At 67.6% G+C, this 22727-nt stretch carries 22 protein-coding genes; 12 read left to right on the top strand and 10 right to left on the bottom strand.

From position 1 onward, the window contains the following. Window positions 1-8: 8 nt before the first annotated feature. The gene (locus tag IEV67_RS00860) at window positions 9-1292 is read right to left on the bottom strand and encodes a M18 family aminopeptidase (protein ID WP_188434642.1); all 1284 of its coding nucleotides are present in this window, start codon (window positions 1290-1292) and stop codon (window positions 9-11) included. Window positions 1293-1345: 53 nt separating this feature from the next. After that, the gene (locus IEV67_RS00855) at window positions 1346-2005 is read right to left on the bottom strand and encodes a response regulator (RefSeq protein WP_033105982.1); all 660 of its coding nucleotides are present in this window, start codon (window positions 2003-2005) and stop codon (window positions 1346-1348) included. A 227-nt stretch (window positions 2006-2232) separates the two neighbouring features. On the opposite strand from IEV67_RS00855, the gene IEV67_RS00850 reads away from it, so the two are divergent. The 4 genes from IEV67_RS00850 (at window position 2233) to IEV67_RS00835 (ending at window position 6814) form a co-directional block, all read left to right on the top strand. Beyond that, entirely contained in the window at window positions 2233-3375 is a 1143-nt protein-coding gene (locus tag IEV67_RS00850; protein ID WP_188434641.1) for a sensor histidine kinase, read from the top strand. A gap of 475 nt (window positions 3376-3850) precedes the next feature. Continuing rightward, the gene (locus tag IEV67_RS00845) at window positions 3851-5017 is read left to right on the top strand and encodes a TIGR03364 family FAD-dependent oxidoreductase (RefSeq protein WP_188434640.1); all 1167 of its coding nucleotides are present in this window, start codon (window positions 3851-3853) and stop codon (window positions 5015-5017) included. Further along, on the top strand, window positions 5014-5724 hold the full coding sequence (locus IEV67_RS00840; protein WP_188434639.1) for a phosphonatase-like hydrolase: 711 nt from the start codon (window positions 5014-5016) through the stop codon (window positions 5722-5724). Before IEV67_RS00845 ends, IEV67_RS00840 begins: the two co-directional genes overlap by 4 nt. A 1-nt stretch (window position 5725) precedes the next feature. Then, a complete protein-coding gene (locus IEV67_RS00835; RefSeq protein WP_188434638.1) occupies window positions 5726-6814 on the top strand; it encodes an alcohol dehydrogenase catalytic domain-containing protein in 1089 nt (362 codons plus the stop codon). 1 nt (window position 6815) lies between these two features. Here the strand turns inward: IEV67_RS00835 and IEV67_RS00830 are convergent, their stop codons facing one another. Further along, window positions 6816-7565: a YidC/Oxa1 family membrane protein insertase gene (locus IEV67_RS00830; protein ID WP_188434637.1), complete on the bottom strand. Its 750-nt coding sequence runs from the start codon at window positions 7563-7565 to the stop codon at window positions 6816-6818. A gap of 65 nt (window positions 7566-7630) precedes the next feature. Next, the gene (locus IEV67_RS00825) at window positions 7631-7918 is read right to left on the bottom strand and encodes a DUF6412 domain-containing protein (protein ID WP_188434636.1); all 288 of its coding nucleotides are present in this window, start codon (window positions 7916-7918) and stop codon (window positions 7631-7633) included. 45 nt (window positions 7919-7963) lie between these two features. Here IEV67_RS00825 and IEV67_RS00820 point away from each other — a divergent pair, with 45 nt between their 5' ends. The 3 genes from IEV67_RS00820 to IEV67_RS00810 are packed head-to-tail and all read left to right on the top strand — an operon-like array spanning window position 7964 to window position 11291. Beyond that, window positions 7964-9034: an NAD(P)H-dependent flavin oxidoreductase gene (locus tag IEV67_RS00820; RefSeq protein ID WP_188434635.1), complete on the top strand. Its 1071-nt coding sequence runs from the start codon at window positions 7964-7966 to the stop codon at window positions 9032-9034. Window positions 9035-9087: 53 nt separating this feature from the next. Beyond that, window positions 9088-10566, top strand: a complete 1479-nt coding sequence (locus IEV67_RS00815; RefSeq protein WP_188434634.1) for an amino acid ABC transporter substrate-binding protein/permease — start codon at window positions 9088-9090, stop codon at window positions 10564-10566. Then, window positions 10563-11291, top strand: coding sequence for an amino acid ABC transporter ATP-binding protein (locus tag IEV67_RS00810; RefSeq protein WP_188434633.1), 729 nt, complete (start codon window positions 10563-10565; stop codon window positions 11289-11291). Before IEV67_RS00815 ends, IEV67_RS00810 begins: the two co-directional genes overlap by 4 nt. 27 nt (window positions 11292-11318) lie before the next feature. Here the strand turns inward: IEV67_RS00810 and purU are convergent, their stop codons facing one another. Continuing rightward, window positions 11319-12164: a formyltetrahydrofolate deformylase gene (gene purU, locus IEV67_RS00805; RefSeq protein WP_188434632.1), complete on the bottom strand. Its 846-nt coding sequence runs from the start codon at window positions 12162-12164 to the stop codon at window positions 11319-11321. 83 nt (window positions 12165-12247) lie between these two features. Between purU and IEV67_RS00800 the strand changes: the two genes are divergently transcribed. Further along, on the top strand, window positions 12248-12709 hold the full coding sequence (locus IEV67_RS00800) for a glutaminase (RefSeq protein ID WP_188434631.1): 462 nt from the start codon (window positions 12248-12250) through the stop codon (window positions 12707-12709). A gap of 70 nt (window positions 12710-12779) precedes the next feature. After that, window positions 12780-15320 carry an ATP-dependent Clp protease ATP-binding subunit gene (locus tag IEV67_RS00795; RefSeq protein ID WP_188434630.1) on the top strand — a complete coding sequence of 847 codons (2541 nt, stop codon included), beginning with the start codon at window positions 12780-12782 and terminating at the stop codon, window positions 15318-15320. A gap of 10 nt (window positions 15321-15330) precedes the next feature. On the opposite strand, the gene IEV67_RS00790 is transcribed toward IEV67_RS00795, so the two are convergent. Both IEV67_RS00790 and IEV67_RS00785 read right to left on the bottom strand, forming a co-directional pair. Beyond that, on the bottom strand, window positions 15331-16047 hold the full coding sequence (locus IEV67_RS00790) for a glutamine amidotransferase-related protein (protein ID WP_188434629.1): 717 nt from the start codon (window positions 16045-16047) through the stop codon (window positions 15331-15333). A 20-nt stretch (window positions 16048-16067) separates the two neighbouring features. Continuing rightward, window positions 16068-16799 carry a substrate-binding domain-containing protein gene (locus IEV67_RS00785; protein WP_188434628.1) on the bottom strand — a complete coding sequence of 244 codons (732 nt, stop codon included), beginning with the start codon at window positions 16797-16799 and terminating at the stop codon, window positions 16068-16070. A 168-nt stretch (window positions 16800-16967) separates the two neighbouring features. Here IEV67_RS00785 and IEV67_RS00780 point away from each other — a divergent pair, with 168 nt between their 5' ends. Genes IEV67_RS00780 through IEV67_RS00770 form a run of 3 tightly spaced genes read left to right on the top strand, consistent with a single transcriptional unit; the run spans window position 16968 to window position 20674 of the window. Next, on the top strand, window positions 16968-17912 hold the full coding sequence (locus tag IEV67_RS00780; RefSeq protein ID WP_188434627.1) for a PhnD/SsuA/transferrin family substrate-binding protein: 945 nt from the start codon (window positions 16968-16970) through the stop codon (window positions 17910-17912). A 39-nt stretch (window positions 17913-17951) separates the two neighbouring features. Further along, a complete protein-coding gene (phnC, locus tag IEV67_RS00775) occupies window positions 17952-18848 on the top strand; it encodes a phosphonate ABC transporter ATP-binding protein (RefSeq protein WP_188434626.1) in 897 nt (298 codons plus the stop codon). After that, the gene (locus IEV67_RS00770) at window positions 18845-20674 is read left to right on the top strand and encodes a PhnE/PtxC family ABC transporter permease (protein WP_188434625.1); all 1830 of its coding nucleotides are present in this window, start codon (window positions 18845-18847) and stop codon (window positions 20672-20674) included. The genes phnC and IEV67_RS00770 overlap by 4 nt, the downstream gene beginning before the upstream one ends. Before the next feature lie 37 nt (window positions 20675-20711). On the opposite strand, the gene IEV67_RS00765 is transcribed toward IEV67_RS00770, so the two are convergent. From IEV67_RS00765 to IEV67_RS00755, 3 genes are all read right to left on the bottom strand, one after another. After that, complete coding sequence (locus tag IEV67_RS00765; RefSeq protein WP_188434624.1) at window positions 20712-21119, bottom strand: transferase; 408 nt, start codon at window positions 21117-21119, stop codon at window positions 20712-20714. Window positions 21120-21199: 80 nt separating this feature from the next. Beyond that, the gene (locus IEV67_RS00760) at window positions 21200-21973 is read right to left on the bottom strand and encodes a DNA-formamidopyrimidine glycosylase family protein (RefSeq protein WP_188434623.1); all 774 of its coding nucleotides are present in this window, start codon (window positions 21971-21973) and stop codon (window positions 21200-21202) included. Continuing rightward, a complete protein-coding gene (locus IEV67_RS00755; protein ID WP_188434622.1) occupies window positions 21966-22712 on the bottom strand; it encodes an EI24 domain-containing protein in 747 nt (248 codons plus the stop codon). The genes IEV67_RS00760 and IEV67_RS00755 overlap by 8 nt, the downstream gene beginning before the upstream one ends. Window positions 22713-22727 lie beyond the last annotated feature (15 nt).

The following is a 22727-nucleotide window of genomic DNA, read 5'->3' as shown; positions in this document are numbered from 1 at the left end:
CTGCGGGGTCAGGCGGCGAAGAACGCTTCCGCGACCTGCGCGAGTGCATGCAGGTCGGCGACGCCGGCGAGTTCGCGTGCCGAGTGCATGGAGAGGATCGGGATGCCGACGTCGACCGTGCGGATGCCGAGACGGGTGGCCGTGATCGGACCGATCGTCGAACCGCACGGCACGGCGTTGTTCGAGACGAACTCCTGTGACGCGATGCCGGCGCTCTCGCACCATCCGGCCCATGCAGCGGCTCCGATGGCGTCGGTCGCATAGCGCTGATTGGCGTTGATCTTCAGGATCGGGCCGGATCCGAGCAGAGGCTGCACCACCGGGTCGTGCTTCTGCGCGTAGTTCGGGTGGACCGAATGCCCGACGTCGCTGGAGAGGTGCCAGGACGCCGTGAGCGCGCGGCGCTGCTCGGTGGCATCAGCGCCGAGCCCGGCGTAGATGCGCGCGAGGATGTCTTCCAGGAACGGTCCTGCCGCTCCCGAGCGGGACTCGGAGCCGAGCTCTTCGTGGTCGAACGCCGCGAGCACGGCGATCCCGCGAGGTGCAGACGAAAGCCCGGCCAACGCCATGACGCCGGCGTGCACCGACGCGAGGTCATCCAGCCGTCCGCTCGCGAAGAAGGCGTTGTCCTTGCCGAAGATCGCACCTCGTGCGGAGTCGGCCACGACGGCATCGAATCCGCGGATGTCGGCGGCGTTCACGCCCGCCGATGCGGCGAGTTCGCCCAGCAGGTCCTCCGCGCTCGGATCGCCGAGGCCCCACACCGGCTGCGTCTCGTTCTGCTTGTCGAGTGCCAGTCCGTTGTTGTTGACTCCGCGGTCCAGATGAACGGCGAGCTGCGGCAGTCGCAGCAGCGGACCGGTGTCGGCGAGCACGACGCGGCCGTCGGCGAGCGCCAGGCGTCCGGCCAGGCGCAGCTCGCGGTCGAGCCAGGAGTTCAGCAGTGGTCCGCCGTAGACCTCGACGCCGGCCTGCAACCAGCCGCGCGAACCCGTGGTCGGCTGTGGCTTGAGCTTGAAGCCGGGGGAGTCGGTGTGTGCGCCGAAGATCTGCGACGGGGTGGTGGGCGCAGCATCCTTCGGCACGACCCACGCGATCACTGCCCCGTCACGCACGACGACGAAGCGACCACCGGCCTGCGTCGGCCACGCGTCACCCTCATCCAGTCGCGCGAATCCGACCGATTCCAGGCGCTGTGCGACCTCTTCTGCGGCGTGGTAACTGGAGGGCGAGGCTGCGACGAAGTCGGCGAGATCCTCGGCGTGGGTAAGAGCGACCGGAGTGACGGGCATGGGGGACTTTCTGCTTACGGGGCCCTTCGATCCTAGCCGCGCGAAGGAAGAGGTCAGCGGAAGGCGACCAGCCCGGCATGTGCGGCGGCGACGATGATCTGCACCCGATCGCGGACATGCCACTTGGACATGATGCTGCCGAGATGTGCCTTCACCGTGCCCTCGGAAACGATCAGTGCGCGCGCGATCTCCGCGTTCGACATGCCCTCCGCGAGGCGTTGCAGCACCTCTGTCTCGCGCTCGGTGAGCGGAACGAGAGGCTCGGCCTGGTCGGACCCAACGGATTCGGTCGCGCGAACGTGTTCGATGAGCATGGACGCGATCCGTGGGGAGAGGGAACTGGCACCGTTGTGGACCTCCCGGACCGCAGCGACGATGCTCGCGGCACTGGAGTCCTTGAGCATGTACCCGGAGGCGCCGGCGCTCAGCATCGGCAGCACGGTGTCGCTTCCTTCGAGGGTGGTCACGGCCAGTATGCGGATGTCCGGCCAGCGCTGCGCGATGGCTGCGGTCGCCTCGATGCCGTTCATCTCCGGCATCTGCACGTCCATCATGATCACGTCCGGCATGTCCTGCTCCACGAAGGCGATCGCTTCGAGACCGGATTCGGCTTCGCCGATGACCTCGATCTCTGCGTCGCGCGACACGAAGTGCGAGAGCGCTGAGCGCACCAGCGGATCGTCATCGACGATGAGAACACGGATTTCCGGCATGGGAGAAGCCTAACCGCCAGGAGGGTTGTCGCGGATGCCCTAGACCTTTGGCCAAAAAAGACTGTCCAGTAGTCAGATGTGCTGAGGCTTGTTCACCGAGAAGATGAGTTTAGACATTCGACGTAAGACCTAATCTTGGTGGTGAATACTATGACTTTCTGGCAAATGATGGCGAAGGCCTTCGGTTTCTAAGGCTAGCGCATTTGGCAAATAGGAGATACTGAACCATGGCTTTCGGTCGGTTACTCCCGGATGGCTCTGGCTTCCTTCGACTGACGCGAGCCGGGGCGCTGAGCACTCTCGAGCGTGTCGTGATGCTCGTGGTCATCGGCGGCGTCATCGCCGTCGACGTCTCCAGCCTCGTCTTCTCCTACAGCCCCAGCCTCTTCCAATCCGTCCTCAGCATCGCGACCTCGATCGTGTTCGCGCTGTACCTCTGGTCGCCATGGGTGGCCACAATCTCGCTCGGAATCGTGTTCGCGCTGTCGTTCGTCGCGGGTACAGAATCCGAGTCGATCTTCGCCGCCGCTGTGGCGGTAGGACTCGTCATGCGGTTGGGTCGAACCGCGCTCGTCCTGTCCTACATCGCTGCCTTCCTGGTGGCGACCGTAATCGTCGCATACGGCGATACGAACGTCCCGGTCACCGTCGGCGCCTACCTGATCATCGCGATAGTGGCGGGAGCGATCGGTTTTGCTCTCCGAATCGCCCTGGACAAGGGGCGAAGACTGGAGCAGGAGCTCGCGGAGCGCGCAGAACACGAGCGCGAAGCGGTCCTCGCGGAACGCCGTTGGATCGCCGGCGAATTGCATGACAGCATCGCGCATCACCTCACCGTCGTCGCGCTGCATGTTCAGATGCTCGACGATGCTGAACGCAGCAGTGACTCGCAGGAGGCGATTCGTGTCGCCGCGAAGACGGCGATGACGGATCTGCGTTTCGTGATCGAACTCGCAGACGACGGGCCGCGCTCGTCCGCAGTGCACTCCGGCGACCTCGCGACGGCGATCGAAGAGGCACGCGGCGAGATCGAGGCCGCGGGCCATCCGGTGATCTGCGAAGGAGACCCACGCGATGAGCGCATTCACCGCGCCGGTGAGATCATCCTCGCGCGCATCATGCGCGAGTCGGCGACGAACATCTTGAAGCATGCGGGGCCCGGCGACGTGAGCATAAGACTCGATGTCGACGACGAGGCGCTGAGGCTGGCGATCAGCAGTCCGCTACCGGAGACGCCAAGGCGAGATCTTCCTTCCAGTAGTACCGGAGTGAACAGGATGGCGGAGCGTGTCGTCGGTGCAAGCGGCGAGTTCGACGCCGGCGCTGTCGACGGCCAGTGGATCGTGTCGGCCTCGTTGCCGATCGGCTGAAGAGCGAAGGTTCCACGTGCCCTCCGGTCAGAGTCTGGACGAAAGTCCAATACTCTTTCGACCTTTGGGCGTTCTCGCGCTGTAAGGGTCTCGGTAGGTTGAGAACCACCCAAAGTAGGCGTCCCCAGCGCCTGGGCTGAAGAAGCGTCCCCAGCGCTTGATCGCGAGCGCGATTCTGGTGTTAAAAGTTGTCGCGCTCGCGGTCGCTGATCTTCTGAGTCGCTCGTGTTGCCTATGGCCGCCAGCGATACTCATTCTTTTCCGGCGCGATTCGAGTTCGCCCACCTCTTGCATCGCCACGATCGCGTTGCATTCGCTCAGACCAGGACGTCGTCGCTGCCCAGCGAGCGAGTTTGCCTGACGTTAACCCGGAAGTCGGGGTGGTGAACGCGCGTCGAACGTTCACACTTTCGGCCGTCATGTGAGTTTTCCGGGTGTCACAGTGGTTCAGATCCCCACACCTGGAAAGGCCATCATGACGCGTCATCCTGTGGCCTCCCAAGCCGCCGGCCTCGTCGTCGTGGGCTCTGGCATCATCGGTCTCGGTGCCGCGTATGCGGGAATCCGCCGGGGTCTCAGCGTGATCGTCCTCGATCGCACCGATGGGCCGGTCGGCGCCACGATCCGTAACTTCGGTCACATCTGTATCGGAGCGCAGTCGGGACTCGCCCGCGAGTTCGCCGATGCGTCGCGCGACATCTGGCTGCGTCTTGCGACGGATGCCGGGTTCTGGCTGCGCGAATCGGGCACGCTGGTCGCCGCACGACAGGCGGACGAACTCTCCGTGCTGGAACGGGCTGCACACGCGCAGGGAGCGGATGCCGACATCCGGATGCTGGACGCCGACGAGCTGCTCAATCGAGCGCCGCTGCGTCGCGACGCTGTGATCGGCGGTGCACTCATCACGCCCGATCTGCAGACCGACCCGCGCGAGGCAGCCGGGGCGATCGTCCGTCATCTTGCATCCCTGGGCGTCGAGTTCCGTTTCCGCACAGCGGCCACAGTCGTGGCATCCGGTAGTGTGCAGACCACACGCGGTGTGATCGACGCTGGCCTCGTCGTCGTCGCCACCGGTCACGACATCGACCAGCTGCTGCCCGACCTCGCGGAGAGTGCGGGCGTGGTCCGCTGCGCGCTCGACATGATGCGCGTCTCGGCTCCTCTGAAGCATGCTCTCGATGCGCCGCTGCTGACCGCCTGGTCGCTGCTGCGCTACGGGCGTTTCGCCGCCTTCGCCGAGACCACGGCACTGCGCGAGCGGCTGCACGCCGAACGGCCGGAGCTCGCCGCGCTCGATCTGAACCAGATGTACACGCAGCTGCCAGACGGTTCGCTCATCCTGGGCGATTCGCACGCCAAGGCGATTCAACCAGGACCGTTCCAGCCCGAGGCGGCCTTCGACGCGTTCCTCGATGAGGCGTCGGCGCTCTTCGATGTCGACGAATTCCGGGTGCTGGAGCGCTGGCAGGGCGTCTACGCATCCGCCGCTTCCGAGTTCCTCATCGAGCAGCCGGAACCTGCGCTGCACGTGATCGCCGCCACCACGGGGATCGGGATGACGACGGGGCTCGGCCTCGCGGAGCGCACTCTTGACACTGCATTCGACCGGGCATCGCTGCCCGTACAGGGAGGAACCCCATGACCGCTATCGAACTCGTCGTCCTCGACATGGCTGGAACGACCGTGCTCGACGACGGTGTCGTTGAGCAGGCTTTCCAGCGCGCGGCGGAGCGCACCGGCGTTGCCGAGCGGATGCCGTGGGCGGAGGCCCTGCAGTATGTCCGCGACACCATGGGGATGTCGAAGATCGACGTCTTCACGCACCTTTCCGGTGGTGATGTCGCCGCAGCCACGGCCGCCACCGCTGCGTTCGAGGGCGCGTACTCCGAGATCGTCGCTGAGCAGGGCGTGGCGGAGATCCCCGGCGCGGCAGAGGCCATCGCGCAGATGCGCGATGCCGGTCTCAAGGTCGCGCTGACGACGGGCTTCGCGCCGGTCACCCGCGACGCACTGATCGACGGACTCGGCTGGCACGGTCTGATCGACATCGCCCTGTCGCCGGTCGACGCCGGTCGCGGCCGTCCGGCACCCGACCTGGTGCTCACCGCGCTGCTGCGTACGGGGACGTCCGCCGTCGCCGCCGTGGCGGTCGTCGGCGACACCAGCAGTGATGTGCAGTCCGGTCGCGGTGCCGGCGCCGGTTTCGTCGCGGGCGTCCTCAGCGGTGCGCATGATCGCGCGACTCTGGAGCGCGCAGGGGCGGATGCTGTGCTCGACGATGTCACCGCGCTGCTGCCGACTCTTCACGAGCGTGCACTTCTCGGCACCGCCCTCGCGCGGACCTCCTGACATGCGCACCCTACTGCCGCACGATGAACGGCAGGACGTGACGCTGAGACCCGCGGCGACGGCGAAGGTCTGGCTCGGCGTCGGCCAGGAGCATGAGACCGTCGCGGTGCCGGGAGTGGGCCTCGGGCACGGAGACGTGCTGATCGCTGTCGAGCTGTCGACCATCTGCGGCTCCGATGTGCACACCGTCCAAGGGCACAGGTCGGCGCCGGCGCCGCTGGTGCTCGGCCATGAAAGCGTCGGCCGGGTGATCGCGATCGGCGAAGGGGGCGCGACGGCGGCAGACGGCGCCGCTCTGCGCATCGGCGATCGCGCGGTGTGGTCTGTGACGGTGTCGTGCGGCACCTGCGATCGGTGCACAGCGGGACTGACTCAGAAATGTCGCACGTTGGCGAAGTACGGTCACGAGCGGATCGGCCCTCGGTGGGAGCTGACCGGCGGCTTCGCGAGCCATGTGCACCTGCGTGCGGGAACCACGATCGTACGGGTGCCGGAGGCGCTTCCGGCCGCCGTGCTCGCGCCGGCCTCGTGCGCCACGGCCACGGCATGGGCTGCCGTCGCCCGCGGTGCGGCAGGCCGCAGCCTCGAGGGCACGCGGGTGCTCGTGTACGGCGCGGGACTCGTCGGGCTCTCGGCCGCGGCTATCGCGGCCGACGAAGGAGCCGATGTCACAGTCGTCGATCCCGCCCCATCCAGGCGGGCGTTCGCAGAGCGGTTCGGAGCGACTTCGGCCGTGAAGGCGACGGCGCCGGTGGACATCGTGATCGAAGCATCCGGTCACGCCGTCGCCGACGCGATCGCGGTGGCAGACGTCGGCGGAGCCGTCGTGCTGGTGGGCAGCGTCTTCCCCGCCGATCCGGTTCCCCTCGACGCCGAGAGCGTCGTCCGGCGGCTGTTGACGGTGACGGGCGTGCACAACTACACCGGCGCCGAGCTCGCAGCCGCAGTCGGGTTCCTCGCCGGCCGGGGGCGCGCCTATCCGTTCGCCGACGTGGTCGGCGCTGTGCACCAGCTGGATGATGTGGATGCGGCGGTCGCCGCAGCGGCGGCACCCGGTGCGCCGCTTCGCGTCGCGCTCAACCCACGCTGACTCAACTCACGCTGACCGGCAACGGGTATCGCCGGCGCAGGATCACCCGCTGCACGAGCGTCCACGCCACCGTGACGGTGAGGTAGAGCCCGGCAGCCAACGGCACGAACACGGCGAACACCGCGGTCAGATAGTGCAGCGCACTCATCATGCGCAGCATCCCTGGCGATGACATCGGGGAGTCGTCGACGGGCACGGGGCGGAACACGCGGCGGGTGATCTCGGCGACGACGATCATGATCGCGATCAGCGCGCAGTAGACGACGAGCGTCGGCAGCGAGAACGGGCCGGTGGTCAGCGTGCTCACGAGGCTCGTGCCGAGTGAGGCGCCGAACAGATCATGCGTCAGAAGGTCGTTCGGGTGCCCCGCGATATCGGTGCGCAGGAAGAGGGTGTAGAGGATGCCGATCACCGGCGCCTGCAGCAGCACTGGCAGGCATCCGGCGAACGGCGAGGTGTTCTCGTCCTTGTAGAGCTGCATGGTCTCGCGCTGCAGACGCTCGGGATTCTTCTTGTGGCGCTTCTGGATCTCACGCAGCTTCGGCGCGAGCCGGGCGCGGGTCTGCTCGGCCTTGGCCTGAGAGATGCCGACGGGGATGAGCAGTGCGCGGATGATGAGGGTGATGAGGATGACGGCGGCCGCAGCCGCCGCCGTGCCGGCGAACGGTGCGAGCAGATCGGCGAGGCCGGTGAGGACGCCGTATGCGGCGTCGAGGATCGCCGCGATCGGCGGAAAGGCATAGATGTCCAAGAGAGGTCCGTTCAGAGTGTGCGGGAGGGTCGGCGGAGTGCCGCGCTCCCGTCACGAACGGACGGTCACGCGGCGCGCACGACTCCCGGTGCCCTGGGACGGGGATGGCCTGCGGCATCCGGATCGCTCTGCGAGAGCAGCACTGATCGGCCGATGGCGCGAAGCGGATGCGGAGCCGACCCCTGTCCTGTCCGCACCACGCCGAGCGTGATGGCGACGACGAGGGCAGTGACGGCGAGCAGGGCGACGGCGAGGCTCAACGCCGCGAGATCCAGCGACGCGAGGTCGGGCATGTTGAAGAGCCCGAGGGCGGACAGCACGAGCTGCATGAGCTGCTCGATCCAGTCCGTCATGTCATCGAGGATATCAGCGGGCTGCTGAAGCGTAGCCTCGGAGGCATGAGCGAACTGCGTGAGATCCTCGGCGTCCGGCATCCGATCCTTCTGGGAGCTTTCGGCGGACTGTCGTCGATCTCGCTGACCGCCGCGGTGAGTGATGCGGGTGGTCTCGGTGCGTACGGGCTCTACGGGTACGACGGCGAGCGGATCCGCACCACGGCGGCAGCGCTGCGCGAGGCGACGGATCAGCCGTTCGCGCTGAACATCTGGCTGCCCACCGGCGACGAGGTCGACCCGGGTCCGCAGCACACGGTGTTCGCGCAGGCGCTCGAGCCGTTCTACGAGGCGGTGGGCGTCGACGTGCCCGCACGGCCCGAGCGGTATCTGCCGACGCTCGACGAGCAGCTCGAGGCGATCTGGGACGCGGCCCCTGCCGTGCTGAGCGTCGTCTTCGGGGTGCCGTCGACCGACGTCGTCGAAGAGGCTCATCGGCGCGGCATCCGCGTCGTCGGTTCGGCGACGACGGTCGCCGAGGCGGTCGCGCTGGACGCCGCCGGAGTGGATGCGATCATCGCGTCCGGGTCCGAGGCGGCAGGCCACCGCGTCTCGTTCCTCCGGTCGGCTGCCGACTCATTGGTCGGTACGTTCGCACTCGTGCCACAGGTGGCGGATGCCGTCTCCGTGCCGGTGATCGCGGCGGGCGGCATCGCCGATCGTCGAGGGGTCGCGGCGGCGTTCGCGCTGGGCGCCGACGGCGTGCAGGTCGGCACGGCGTTCCTCGCCACGTCGCAGTCGGCGGCATCCGACGCGCATCGGGCGGCGATCCGCGAGACAGCGGCCGATGCGAGCGTGCTGACCAGGGCGATGAGCGGTCGATTGGCCCGTGGCGCCCGCAACCGCGCTGTGCGCGCGATCGAGGCGAGCGGCACGATCGCGCCGTTCCCGATGCAGAACTGGCTCACGGGGAGGTTCCGCGCCGCGGCGGGGGAGCAGAACCTCGGTGAGCTGCAATCGCTGTGGCTCGGACAGTCTGCGCCGCTCGCCGTGCTGGACGACGCGACCGCTGTCTTCGATGAATTGGTCGCGGGGCTGCCGGGACGCTTCGACGGGCTCAGCGACCGGCAAGGCTAGGCTGGGTCACCGCGGCTGTCCGGTCGCATGATCCGATCCGAGGAGCATCCGTCGTGATCCGAAATCCTTCTCCAGCGATCGCGCGCCTGCGCACGCTCGGGCGCACAGCCGGGGCGATGGCGCTGACCGCGTTCGTCGCGGCCGGAGTGCTGCTCGGCGGCGCACCCGCGGCCGTCGCCGCCGACGACACCGAGAGCTACGTCATCGGCACCGATACGACCTTCGCGCCGTTCGAGTTCACCGACTCCAACGGCGACCTGGTCGGCATCGACATGGACCTGCTCCGTGCGATCGCCGAAGACCAGGGCTTCGAGGTCGAGATCCGCCAGCTCGGGTTCGACGCCGCAGTACAGGCGCTGCAGTCGAACCAGGTCGACGCCGTCATGGCGGGCATGTCGATCACCGACGAGCGCAAGGCGACCTTCGACTTCAGCGACCCGTACTTCACCAGCGGCATCCAGCTCGGCGTGCTCGAGGCCAGCGACATCCAGTCCCTGGACGACCTCGACGGCAAGACCGTCGCGGTCAAGACCGGCACGCAGGGGCAGACCTTCGCGGACGACAACAAGGACGAATACGGCTTCCGCGTCGACCCGTACCAGGACACGACCGACATGGTGGACGCCGTGAAGGCCGGCCAGGCTGTCGGCTACTTCGAGGACTTCCCGGTGCTCGCCTACGGGATCCAGCAGGGATCCGGCTTCCGTCTGATCGGTGAGCCGGAGCTCGGCGGCGAGTACGGCGTCGCGGTCAACAAGGGCGAGAACCCCGAACTTCTCGAGATGATCAACGCGGGTCTCGCCAACCTCAAGGAATCAGGCGAGTACGACGAGATCGTCGACACCTACCTCGGTGGCGGCGAGAAGTCGACGCAGCCCACCGACATCATCTCGGTCGCGGTGCAGTACTGGCCTGCGCTGATGGAGGGCCTGTGGCTCACGATCCTCGCGACGATCATCGCGATCGTGGCGGCGTTCATCCTCGGCCTCGTCTTCGGCTTCGGGCGGCTCTCCGGCTTCTTCCTCTACCGCTGGCTCGCCACCGCGTACGTCTATGTGTTCCGCGGTACGCCTATCCTCGTGCAGGCGTTCTTCGTGTTCTTCGCCATCCCGCAGCTGTTCCCCGGGCTGACGTTCAATCCGTTCGTGGCCGGCGCGATCACGCTGTCGCTCAACACCGGCGCGTACATGACCGAGATCATCCGCAGCGGTATCCAGGCCGTCGACCCCGGCCAGACGGAAGCGTCGCGTTCCCTCGGCCTCGGGCAGTGGAAGACGATGCAGAAGGTCGTGCTGCCGCAGGCGTTCCGCATCATGATCCCGTCGTTCGTGAACCAGGGCATCATCACGCTGAAGGACACGTCACTTCTCAGCGTGATCGGGCTCGCGGAGCTGACCTTCCAGTCGCGCCAGATCATCGCCTCCACCTACCTGTCGGCCCAGGTGCTGACCATCGTCGCCGTCATCTACTTCGTGGTGATCACTCTGCTGACACTGCTCGCTGATCGTCTGGAGAGGAAGTTCAACGCATGAGCAAGATCGAAGTCCGGGACCTGCACAAGTCATTCGGAGACAACGAGGTGCTCAAGGGGATCGACCTCACAGTCGATGACGGCGAGGTCGTCGCGGTCATCGGGCCGTCGGGCTCGGGTAAATCGACCCTGCTGCGGTGCCTCAACAAGCTCGAGGAGCCGACGTCAGGCCACGTCATCATCGATGGTGTCGATCTCACCGACAAGAGCGTGAAGCTCGACGAGGTGCGTCAGCGCATCGGCATGGTGTTCCAGCACTTCAACCTGTTCCCGCACATGACGGTGCTGGAGAACATCACCCTCGCGCCGACGGAGCTCCGCCGGCTGTCGAAGACCGAGGCGCGCGATCGTGCGCTCTCACTGCTGGACCGGGTGGGGCTGTCGGAGAAGGCGGACGCGAAGCCGGCGTCGCTCTCCGGCGGGCAGAAGCAGCGTGTCGCCATCGCTCGCGCGCTGGCGATGGACCCCGAGATCATGCTGTTCGACGAGGCCACCAGCGCCCTCGACCCCGAGATGGTCGGTGAGGTGCTGCAGGTGATCCGCGACCTGGCCGAGGGCGGTATGACCATGGTGCTCGTGACGCACGAGATGGGCTTCGCCCGTGAGGTGTCAGGTCGCACGGTGTTCATGGATGCCGGAGTGGTCGTCGAAGAGGCCACGCCCGCCGAGCTGTTCGGAGCGCCCAAGAGCGACCGGCTGAAGGACTTCCTCTCGAAGGTGCTCTGAGGCGCCTGCCGCGCGCGGGCGGTCGACCTACAGGATGACGGTCGAGCGCCCGTGCACGATCACTCGGTCCTCGGCGTGCCACTGCACGGCGCGGGCGAGCACCTGGCGCTCGACGTCGGCGCCGCGGCTCTGCAGATCGGCCGCGGAGTCGGAGTGCGAGGCGCGCGTGACGTCCTGCTCGATGATCGGTCCCTCGTCGAGGTCGGCCGTTGCGTAGTGCGCGGTCGCACCGATGAGCTTGACGCCACGCTCCTTGGCCCGCGCATACGGGTTGGCGCCGATGAACGCCGGCAGGAACGAGTGGTGGATGTTGATGACGGGGGCACCGACCTTCACGATGAAGTCGTCGGTGAGGATCTGCATGTAGCGTGCGAGGACCACGAGATCGACGTTGCCCTGCAGCAGCTCGAGCTGACGCTGTTCCATCGCGGCCTTGTCGGCCGACGGGATGTGCACGAAGGGCACGCCGAAAGTGCGCACCGACTCGGCGAGGTCAGGATGGTTCGAGATGACCATGGTGATGTCGATGTCGAGCTGACCGCGCTGAGTGCGCCACAGCAGCTCCATCAGGCAGTGGTCGTACTTCGAGACGAAGATCGCGACGCGTTTGCGCTTGGCGACGTCGTGCAGCGACCACTCCATGCCGAACCTCTCGGCGACCTCGCCGATCGCCGCCTCGAGTGCCGGACGCGCGGCCGAGAGTCCTGCGAGCTGGATCACCGTGCGCTGGAAGAAGCGGCCGACATCCGTCGAGTGCTGATCGAGCGAGATGATGTTCGCACCGTGCTCGGCGAGGACGCCGGCGACGGCAGCGACGATCCCGGGCTGGTCGTCGCAGGCGATGAGCAGACGTGCGGTGTCGGGCTGAGACATGGATGCTCCTTGCAGGGTGTTCGTAGATTCTCTCGCGTGAGCGCCTGCGGTGACGAATCGACACCGGCGCGTACCCTGATGTGGTGACTTCTGCCGCCGGACTGCTCGCTGCCGCACGGGCGGAGCTCGTCGACGTACCCAAGGAGGGGCTCGGCGAGGAGCGCTCATCGCGCTGGCGCGGCGAACGGATCGTGCGCGTTGGCGAGGCCTGGCACATCGGAGTGCTGCTGCTCACCGATGAGCATGTGCTCGCGACTGCCGAGGTGCTGCGCGCTGCTGATCCTGGGCGCCGCGGCTACACCGCCGAATCGGCGCGAGCGAGGGCGGCGCGGCGGCAACTGGCGCTGCGAGGCGGCTTCGACGAGGGCGACGTCGTGCACATCGGCTGGTCGGTCATCGATGTGGATGCTGTGGATGCCGGAGGCTCGTCCGGTCCGCTCGCGCTGCGCGATGGTGTGCCGTCCGTCCGGTGGTCGGGAGCCGGCGCGTACATGCCGCTGGAGGCGTATCTGCGCGAGCGGATCGATCTGCTGCGCAATATCTGAGGGGCTGGGAATACTCCGGTATTCCGCGCGTTGAAGTTGAGTGAAGCACGCTCAACTTTAGGAGAATGCAATGCCCAACGACTTCAGCGACAACGGCGCGAACTCGTTCGATGAGTTCCTCTCGCGCTATCTCGCAGGCGAGCGAGCCCGGCAGACCCGGTCGATCGACCTCAGCCGGTTCCTCACCGCGCGCACGCAGGAGATCCTGCAGAACGCGGGCCGTCTGGCACTCGAACGCGGCCAGACCGAACTCGACGCGCTGCACGTTCTGCGTGCGATCGTCGAAGACGCCACGGTCGCACAGGCGATCGAGCGCATCGGCGTGACGCCGCAGCAGATCGTCGACGCCGTCGAGACCCGACTGCCTGCGCCCGGCGCGCGTGCCGAGGCGGATGCCGCCACGATCACGCCGAGCGCGAGCCGCGCGCTCTTCCACGCATACCAGGTGGCCCGCTCCTCCGGCGCGACCTACATCGAGCCGGCGCACGTCTTCTTCGCGCTGGTGCTCGGCCAGGATGTGCCGGCGGGTCAGGTGCTCGCGCAGATCGGCGTGACGGCGGATGCCCTCACCGATGCCGCACGCGAGCACGTGGACGCACCGGTCGGCGGTGAGCCTGCGAGTGCGGAGGCGCCGGCAGCCGGCTCGGGAATGCTCGACAAGTACGGCATCGACCTGACAGCGCGCGCACGCGCCGGTGAACTCGACCCCGTGATCGGTCGCAGCGACGAGATCGAGCAGACCATCGAGATCCTCAGCCGCCGCACGAAGAACAACCCCGTCCTGATCGGTGAGGCGGGCGTCGGCAAGACGGCGATCGTCGACGGCATCGCCCAGGCGATCGTCGACGGCACGGTCCCGGCTCAGCTCGAAGGCCGCCGGGTGATCGCACTTGACCTGCCGGCCATGCTCGCCGGCACTCGCTACCGCGGTGATTTCGAAGAGCGCCTGACGAAGACGATGGACGAGATCGCCGCCCACAAGGACGAGGTCATCGTGTTCATCGACGAGGCGCACACGGTCGTGGGCGCCGGCGGATCCGGCGAGGGCGGCATGGACGCGGGCAACATCCTCAAGCCCCGCCTCGCCCGGGGAGACCTGCACATGGTCGGCGCGACGACGCTCAAGGAGTACCGCCAGATCGAGAAGGACCCGGCGCTGGAGCGCCGCTTCCAGCCCGTGAAGGTGGACGAGCCGAGCATCGAAGACGCCGTGCTCATCCTCGAGGGGCTGGCGGACGCCTACCAGGACCACCACCGCGTGACCTACACGGATGCCGCGCTGCGCGCCGCCGTGACCATGAGCGCCCGCTACCTGCCGGACCGCGTGCTGCCCGACAAGGCGATCGATCTGGTCGATCAGGCCGGCGCCAGGTTGCGCCTGAAGCTGGGCCTGCCCGCTGACACCTCGGCGCTCATGACCGAACTCGCCGATCTGGAGGCGCAGAAGAACGCGGCCGTCGGCGCCGAGCACTATGAAGAGGCGTCGGCTCTGCGCGACGAGATCGTGCAGACGCAGGCCCGGATCGACGCGGTGAGCTCCGGCGAATCGGCCACCACCTCGGCGGTCGTCGACGAGCGCGAGATCGCCGAGGTGATCGCACGGGCCACCGGCATCCCGGCCAGCCGGCTGACGGAAGGCGAGCGTGAGCGTCTGGGCGACCTGGAGAACGACCTTCACGCGCGGGTCATCGGCCAGGAAGACGCCGTGACCGCAGTGGCACGCGCCGTCCGGCGCAGCCGCACCGGCATGGGCGACGCACGTCGTCCGGTCGGCTCGTTCCTCTTCCTCGGCCCCACCGGCGTCGGCAAGACCGAGCTTGCCAAGGCTCTCGCCGACCGCCTGTTCGACGACGAGAACGCCGTGATCCGCTTCGACATGAGCGAGTTCGGCGAGCGGCACACGGTGTCGCGGCTCGTCGGTGCTCCTCCGGGATACGTCGGCTACGACGAGGCGGGCCAGCTCACCGAGCGCGTGCGCCGCAACCCGTACTCCATCGTGCTGTTCGATGAGATCGAGAAGGCGCACCCCGACGTGTTCAACCTGCTGCTGCAGGTTCTCGACGACGGACGGCTGACGGACGGGCAGGGTCGCACGGTCGACTTCCGCAACGCGGTGATCGTGATGACCTCGAACGTCGGCAGCGAGTTCCTCGCCTCGCGCTCCGGTGCGCTCGGCTTCGTCTCGTCGCAGGATGCTTCGGCGAACGGCTTCTCGTCGATGAAGGATCTGCGCGACCGGGTGATGGGCAAGCTGCGTGAGGCGATGCGGCCGGAGTTCCTCAACCGCATCGACGAGATCGTGCTGTTCCAGAAGCTCACTCGCGACGAACTGGCGCGCATCGTGCGCCTCATGCTCGGCGCGACTTCGGCTCGTCTCGCGGAGCGCGACATGCGCCTCGACGTGACGGATGCCGCGGTGGCCTGGCTCGGCGAGCACGGCTATGAGCCAGAGTTCGGTGCCCGTCCGCTGCGCCGTCTGATCCAGCGCGAGGTCGACGACCGCATCGCCGACCTGCTGGTCGCCGGTGCTCTCGATGACGGCGGCGTCGTACGGGTGGATGCCGCAGACGACGTTCTCGTCGTGGAGGCGGCGGTGCACGCCGTCGTCTAGCGCGTCTCGCTCAGGCGAACATCTCCGCGAACCTGCGCAGCAGATCCTCGCCGCCCACGTCCTGGGCGGCGAGGATCTCTGCTTCCACGGCGTCGAACGCCTCCGGGTCGAAGTATCCGTTGCCCCGGTAGAACGTCATCCGGTCGGCGAAGTCCCGCGGACTCGGCTCAGGGTGGAACTGCGTCGCGTACAGGTGCGTGCCCACGCGATAGGCCTGCACGGGGCAGTCGTCGTTGGTCGCGAGTAGCACCGCATCCGGCGGCACGGCGGCCGCGCTCTCCTTGTGCGCCGTGAACACGTTCAGCGACGGTGCGCTCGGGCCGAAGATGCGGTCGGTGGCCGCCGCATCCGTCGTCCTGATCTCGGTGGCTCGGGTGGCTTCGGGATACGCGAGGGTCAGCGTGCCGCCGAGCATGCGCGTCACGACGCCGATGCCGAAGCAGGTGAACATGGCGCCCGCATCGCTTGCGAGCGCACGGGCGGCGATGCGTTCGAGGTCGGCCTCGACGCGCTGCTGCAACGGCGACTTCACGGCATCCGTCACGTTGAACGGCGAACCGCCGATGACGAAACCGTCGTGACGGGTGAGTACTTCATCGGTGAGGGGCCCTGCGAGCAGATCGAACTGGTCGAGTTCCTCTACCGCGAGCCCTCGCTGGAAGGAGACGTGCTCCGCCTCTGCCGCGCCGCGCTCGGGGCGCACGCACACGTAGAGAAGCGAAGCCATGCAGATAAACCTATCGCCGCTCAGCGCGAGGAGTTCGCGGTGCGCCCGCGGACGATCCCGACGAAGGTCTCGATGTCTGCGGTCGTGCGATCCCGGGGCCACGCGAGTGCGACCGTGGAGGTCGGACCGCCGCGCAGCGGCCTGTGACCGGCATCCTTGCGCTGGTGCAGACGCGCGAGCGACATCGGCACGATCACGATGCCGACGCCGGTGGCGGCCGTGGCTATCGCATCGGCGGTGGTTTCCAGCGTGGGGAACTCCGGCGTCAGGGTGCCGGGGATATCGAGCGGTCCGAGCACATCGTCGCGCGGAGTGATCAGCACCTCGCCGGCCAGATCCGCCGCGTCGAGTTCATCGACGACCAGCAGATGCGATTCCGCGGATGCCACGACCACGGCGATCTCATCGTAGAGGGGGATGAGGTGAAGAGTGTCGTCGGTCAGGGGAAGGCGGATGAGCGCGGCATCCAATTCGTCGATCGATGCGCGCTGAGTAGCGGCATCGATCGGCACGAGTTCCAGCGTCACGTGCGCCATGCGCTGCTTCCACGTGTCGATCCACCTGCCGGGCGTGGCACCGGGGACGGCGCCGAGGCGAAAGGTACGCGGCTCGTCGACGACGGCAGGCGTGTCGAACACGATCTTCCTGGTGGGGGCGCTCGCCTTCTTCCGCGACTGCGGGGTATTGCGCGATGAGGCCTTTCCTGCCGCTGGGCGCTTCGCCGAGCCCCCGCGCCCGCGCTGTTTCGCCATGGGTTCAGGCTACCCGTGCGCCACCGGAACCCGTGCCACGGCGAATTCATTTCGCGTTCACGCGAGCTTTGCGTTCTCGATCAGCAGGCGTCTCCTCGCGCGCTTTGAATGTCGAAGTCGGCCGTCCCGCCGATCCTCACCCTGCACAGTCACCGAAAGGTCCTTCCCATGCAGTCCACCCTCAAGCGCGGCCTCGCCGTCGCCGCCGGCCTCACCCTCGCATTCGGCCTCGCCGCCTGTGCAGCCACCCCGGCTTCCTCCGACACCGAAGGCGATGCCGCCGCCGCAGAGGGCACCTTCGCCTCCGGCGACTCGGACACCCTCGTCTTCGCCGTGCTCCCCGACCATGAGGGCGCCGACCAGGACGCTCAGCCGATCGCCGACTGGATCGCCGAGATCACCGGCAAGAAGGTGGAGCTCTTCCAGGCCACCGACTACACCGCCGTCGTGCAGGGCCTCGCCGCAGACCAGATCGACATCGCTCAGATCTCGGCCTTCACCTACTACCAGGCGCAGAACGCCGGCGCTGACATCGTGCCGATCGGTGCGCAGATCACCCAGGAGGGTGCCGAGCCCGGTTACTTCTCGGTCGCCGTCAAGAACCCGGCCGCCACGGACGTGACCTCGCTCGAGGATTTCGCCGATCAGCCCGTCTGCTTCGTCAACCCGACCTCCACCTCCGGCTTCGCCGTTCCCATGGGCGGACTGCTCGAGGCCGGCGTGACGGTCTCCGATGAGAACCGCCTGTTCGGCGAGGAGCACGACCTCAACGCCAAGAAGGTCGCCGAGGGCACCGACTGCCAGGTCGGCTTCGCGCAGGACATCGACGCCGACCCGCTGATCGAGTCGGGTGAGCTCGAGGAAGTCACCCGAGTGCAGGTTCCCGCCGCTCCGATCGTGATGCAGGCGGCTCTGCCGCAGGACGTCCAGGACCAGCTCGTCGAGGCGCTCGCCGACAGCACGCAGTCCGACCTCACCGACGCGGGCATCGAACTCAACGAGTTCCTCACCGACGGCTGGTTCGGATTCGGCGCCGTGGACGACGCGTACTACGACCTCATCCGCACCCTGTGCACCGAGATCGCCGACGAGGTCGAGGCCTGCCAGGCCTGATCCGCTCAGCCGACTCGTACGCACCACAGGAGAGATGACATGACGAACAGCGACGCCCCCGCAGTCCGGATCACCGATCTGGGGAAGACCTATCCCGGAGCCGCCGCGCCGGCTCTGGAGGGGGTGTCGCTGTCTGTCGTGCCGGGCGAGATCGTCGTCCTGCTCGGCCTCTCCGGCTCGGGCAAGTCGACCCTGCTCCGTCACGTCAATGGCCTGGAGACGCCGTCCACAGGCTCGGTCGTCTCGCTCGGCCAGGCGGTGCCCGAACTGCGCGGGCAGGCGCTGCGCGCGCTGCGAGGGCGGATCGGATTCATCTTCCAGCAGTTCGAACTCGTCGGCGCTCTGACCGTCATCGAGAACGTGCTCACCGGCGGCCTGGCCACTCTCCGCGGTCCGCGCGTCGGCAGCCTGAGCTACCCGCGACGCATGCGCGAGAAGGCGCTCGGCCATCTCGACCGTGTCGGACTGCTCGATTTCGCCTACCAGCGTGCCGACAACCTCTCCGGTGGCCAGCAGCAGCGCGTCGCGATCGCACGCGCACTCATGCAGGACCCTGAGATCCTGCTCGCCGACGAACCCGTCGCATCGCTCGACCCCGAGTCGAGCAGCCAGGTCATGTCGCTCATCCGCGAGATCGCAGCAGAACGCTCGCTCACGGTCATCTGCTCGCTGCACCAGGTCGATCTCGCACTGAGCTGGGGCGATCGCATCATCGGGCTCCGCGCCGGGAGCGTCGTTCTCGACACTCGCACCGACGACCTGACCCGCGAAGAGGTCATGGAGATCTACGGCCGTGTGGCCACGACCACGAGCGAGATCGCCGCGCTGGAGAGCGAGCTCGCCGAGGCGCGGGAGCAGGTGCTCACTCAGGAGATGCGCCGTGCGAACGCCCGCGAGAACCTCGCCGAGGAATTCGCGAACGAGGAGCCGGCGTGACCACCCTCGCAGAGCGCCCCGTCGCCCTCGCCGAGCGCATGTCGCGGGTTCCGCGCCCCGCGCCGCGGCTGTCCTCCGTCGTCTCGTACGGCGTCATCGTCGCGATCCTCGGCCTCGGCGTCTGGTCGTTCATCGGTCTCGACTACAGCCTGAAGAGCCTGGAGACCACGGGCACCAATCTTTCACGGTTCCTCAGCATGGCGACGCCGATGCAGTGGCCGGGCTGGGACGTCACAGCAGAGGTGCAGGCCGGCGGTGCCAAGGTCTTCGTGACGACATGGGTCGGGTTCGAGCCGATCTGGGACATGTTCCTCACCATCGTCATCACGCTCGCGCTGGTCATCGCCGGTACTGCGCTCGCCGCCGTGCTGTCGATCCCGGTCGCCTACGGCGCCGCGCACAACACCACCCCGAATACCGCAGTGATGGCCGTATGCCGCGGGATCGGCGTCGTCGCCCGAGCGATTCCCGATGTGGTGTTCGTCGTCGTGCTCGCCTTCCTGTGGTTCAACTCCGGGACTCTCCCCGCGATCGTCGCGATCGGAATCCACTCGGTCGGCATGATCTCGAAGATGTTCGCCGACGCGATCGAGCAGATCGATGAGGGCCCGCGACTCGCGATCCGCTCTGCCGGCGGTACCAAGGCGCAGCAGTTCTGGTCTGGCGTCGTGCCGCAGGTGCTTCCGGCATGGGTCGCGGTGACGCTGCACCGTGCCGACATCAACCTCAGAGGGACGGTCATCCTCGGGGTCGTTGGTGTCGTCGGCATCGGCTACGAGCTGGACGACGCGCTGCACGGCGGACCTGCCGGCATGCGGCGCGTGATCCCTCTCGTCGTGATCATCATCGCGCTGTGCGTGCTGTTCGAGATCGTCTCCTCGCTGCTGCGCACCAGGCTGCTGAACGTCCGGCCCACGGGCAAGAGCGTGGGCGACACGGTGGCTCGCGCCGTCGCGCGCAGGAGTGCGCGTGCGGGTGACACGCAGCCCGCGACATCGGCCACGACACAGGAGCGGCACGTGCGGATCGAGGCGGCCATGCACCGCCCCTGGGATCGGGCTCGGGTCGGCAACACGCTGTGGATCTGGCTCGGCATCGCCGCGGTCGTCGGCGCATTCCTCTACACCGCGCCGGATGTGACGAAGATGTTCGCCCCCGCGTGGAACGAGATCGTGGATCCGACACGTGACCGCGCGATCTGGCCGCCGCACTTCGGCAGCAGGGACTGGTCGGATGTGCTCGCGGCAGTCGTGACGACCATTCAGATCGCGTTCGCCGCGACGCTCATGGCGACGATCATCTCCGCGATCGTCGGACCGCTGTCAGCGCGAAACGTGGCACCGAACAGCACGGTGCGCAACCTGTTCCGCGGCATCGCCCTCGTCATCCGCGCGATCCCCGACCTCGTCGTCGCGATCCTGTTCATCATCGCCGCTGGCATCGGGCCGCAGGCCGGTGCCCTGGCGCTCGGCATCGGCGGCGTCGGACTGCTCGCGAAGCTCATCGGCGACTCGATGGAGGAGGTGCCGAACGGCCCGGAGCGCGCTCTTGCCGCCGCGGGCGGCACCCGTGCGCAGGTCTTCTTCTCGTCGACCGTGCCGATGTCTGTTCCGGCGCTCGTCAGCCACCTGATGTACCTGCTGGAGCAGAACATCCGCTCAGCGACCCTGCTCGGCATCGTCGGGGCAGGAGGTATCGGATTCCTGCTGCTGAACGCGCTGCAGGGGCGTCACTTCGACGAGGTGCTCGCGTACGTGCTCGTGATCATCGGCATGGTCGTGATCGTCGAGGCGGCGTCGATCCTCATTCGGCGTGCTCTGAAGTAGCGCCGTTTACTGAGACCCCGGTGGACCCAGGCCGGGCTCAGGCCGCCAGCCAGAGGCCTTTGCGGTCTGTCGCGATGCGCAGGCCGGCGGCCACGATCTCGTCGGAGCCGATGCGCGCGCCCCTGGCGATGCGTGCCCCCGCGCCGATCTCGGTGCGGACGCCGATGTGCGCGCCGTCTCCGACCGCGGCGCCCTGGCCGATGTGCGCGTGCGCGTCGATGTAGGCGTTGTCGCCGATCACGGCATCCGGTTCGACCCACGCGCCCCGGGCGACCTTCGCTCCCGCGCCGATGCGCGCTCCTGGTTCGATATAGGCGCCGGCTTCGACAACAGCCTTCGGGTGCACCTTCGCGCCATGCGCGACGAGACCGCGACCGTTCACGTGCTTGCGATAACGCAGCGTCGAGCCCTGGTCGTCTTCGATATCGATGTAGTTCTTACCCAAGATTCCTCCCGTGTCCGGACATCTCCGGATATATGAACAACCACGAGAGGTGCGGATTCATTCCCGAACGGGGATGCTGGTCACCGCTGGCAGCTCGGACACCAGAAGGTGACGCGCTCACGGGTGGGATCGGCGCCCTGTTCGCCGCGACGGATGAGCGTTCCGCATCGCCTGCACGGCCGGTTCGCGCGGCCGTAGACCCACGTGCTCCGTCCCGGCCGATCGACACCGGTGAACGTGCGGTTCACTCGCAGCCGGTTGGCGCGGATCGTGCGTGCGCCCAGGTCGAGTAGCGCTCGAACGTCGACCTCGGGGGCGGGCGTCGTCGGCAGGATTCCGCGGAGGAACAGCAGTTCTGCCGCGTACTCGTTGCCGAAGCCCGCGACGTTGCGCTGGTCGAGCAGTGCGACGTGGATGCTGCGGCCATCGGCGCCCAGTCGGCGGGCCGCCTCGGCGGGGTCCCAGTCATCCGCAAGAGGGTCGGGGCCCAGATACCCGAGCAGCTGATCCTCGGCACTTATCGGGATGAGCTCGACCTCTGCGATGTCGACTCCGACGGCTTGCCGATCGGCAGTTCCGACGATCGCGCGGACCTTGAAGTCCGGATGCTTCCACTTCTCGCCCGGTCGGTAGAGGAGCCACGCGCCGTCCATGCGCAGATGGGAATGCAACGTCATCTCGCCCACGCGCAGCAGCAGATGCTTGCCGCGCGAAACGCATCCGTGAATGGTGTCGCCGCTCAGATCGGCGGTGGCGAAGGCCGGAACGCGCAGATCGAATCGGGTGGCGATTCCGCCCGCCAGCGCCTCATCCAGACGCAGAGCGGTGCGGAAGACGGTGTCGCCTTCAGGCATGAGGCGGTGCCGCCCGCTCGGTGAGTGATCGCGCGAGGATCGTGGATCCCGCGACCGCGGCCGGCATCGTGATGATCGCGCCGAGCGGAATCAGGAAGCACAGCTGCGTCGCGACGCCGAAGCCGATGACTCGCGCCCGGCCGGAACGCAGCAGTGCCGAGCGCGAGTGGGCGGTCAGTCCGCGAGCGTCGAACGCCCGGCCGGTGAGTTCGCGTGCGACCAGCCGACCGGAAAGGATCACGCCGATGACCGACGCGAGCACCCCGCCCACGACGGGGATGAATCCGATGACGAGTGTGAGCAGCGCCACCAGGATACCGAGGACGACAAGGCGGATGCCCTCGCCGATCGTGGTCAGCAATCCGGTGTCGCCGGTCGGTTCTGGGCCACCGAGCGAGCGTTCGATACCGCGCCAGATGCGCTGGTAGAAGGGGTCGCCGATCGTCAGCGTGAGCGCGGTGAACACGGCGCCGCTGAGCGCGAGCGCCGCGACGAGGATGACCGCGCCCAGACTGAAGCGCAGCAGCTCCTGCCAGGGGCTGACCCAGTTGTCGGCGAACGGCGTGACCCAGTCGGTGATCGATCCGAGAGCGAATCCGAGGGGGATCAGCGCGCCGGCGAGAAGCAGGAAGGCGATGATCGCTGGGATCAGCCCGAGCGCCAGAAGCTTCGGATGCGTCCGCCACAGCCCGAACCCTCGACCGAGGATTCGGATGCCGGCGAAGAACTCTCGGATCACCGGGTGCGCCGCTCT

Origin of the sequence: Microbacterium murale (assembly GCF_014635185.1) — a bacterium.
In the GTDB taxonomy this organism is placed as follows: Bacteria; Actinomycetota; Actinomycetes; order Actinomycetales; family Microbacteriaceae; genus Microbacterium; species Microbacterium murale.
Note: the sequence above shows the minus strand (reverse complement) of the source record. Positions and strands in the feature narration are given on the sequence as shown.

Coding starts and splice junctions, on each gene's coding strand:
- IEV67_RS00860 (WP_188434642.1), bottom strand. CDS start 1,292: ATGCCCGTCACTCCGGTCGCTCTTACCCACGCCGAGGATCTCGCCGAC.
- IEV67_RS00855 (WP_033105982.1), bottom strand. CDS start 2,005: ATGCCGGAAATCCGTGTTCTCATCGTCGATGACGATCCGCTGGTGCGC.
- IEV67_RS00850 (WP_188434641.1), top strand. CDS start 2,233: ATGGCTTTCGGTCGGTTACTCCCGGATGGCTCTGGCTTCCTTCGACTG.
- IEV67_RS00845 (WP_188434640.1), top strand. CDS start 3,851: ATGACGCGTCATCCTGTGGCCTCCCAAGCCGCCGGCCTCGTCGTCGTG.
- IEV67_RS00840 (WP_188434639.1), top strand. CDS start 5,014: ATGACCGCTATCGAACTCGTCGTCCTCGACATGGCTGGAACGACCGTG.
- IEV67_RS00835 (WP_188434638.1), top strand. CDS start 5,726: ATGCGCACCCTACTGCCGCACGATGAACGGCAGGACGTGACGCTGAGA.
- IEV67_RS00825 (WP_188434636.1), bottom strand. CDS start 7,918: ATGACGGACTGGATCGAGCAGCTCATGCAGCTCGTGCTGTCCGCCCTC.
- IEV67_RS00820 (WP_188434635.1), top strand. CDS start 7,964: ATGAGCGAACTGCGTGAGATCCTCGGCGTCCGGCATCCGATCCTTCTG.
- IEV67_RS00810 (WP_188434633.1), top strand. CDS start 10,563: ATGAGCAAGATCGAAGTCCGGGACCTGCACAAGTCATTCGGAGACAAC.
- purU (WP_188434632.1), bottom strand. CDS start 12,164: ATGTCTCAGCCCGACACCGCACGTCTGCTCATCGCCTGCGACGACCAG.
- IEV67_RS00795 (WP_188434630.1), top strand. CDS start 12,780: ATGCCCAACGACTTCAGCGACAACGGCGCGAACTCGTTCGATGAGTTC.
- IEV67_RS00790 (WP_188434629.1), bottom strand. CDS start 16,047: ATGGCTTCGCTTCTCTACGTGTGCGTGCGCCCCGAGCGCGGCGCGGCA.
- IEV67_RS00785 (WP_188434628.1), bottom strand. CDS start 16,799: ATGGCGAAACAGCGCGGGCGCGGGGGCTCGGCGAAGCGCCCAGCGGCA.
- IEV67_RS00780 (WP_188434627.1), top strand. CDS start 16,968: ATGCAGTCCACCCTCAAGCGCGGCCTCGCCGTCGCCGCCGGCCTCACC.
- phnC (WP_188434626.1), top strand. CDS start 17,952: ATGACGAACAGCGACGCCCCCGCAGTCCGGATCACCGATCTGGGGAAG.
- IEV67_RS00760 (WP_188434623.1), bottom strand. CDS start 21,973: ATGCCTGAAGGCGACACCGTCTTCCGCACCGCTCTGCGTCTGGATGAG.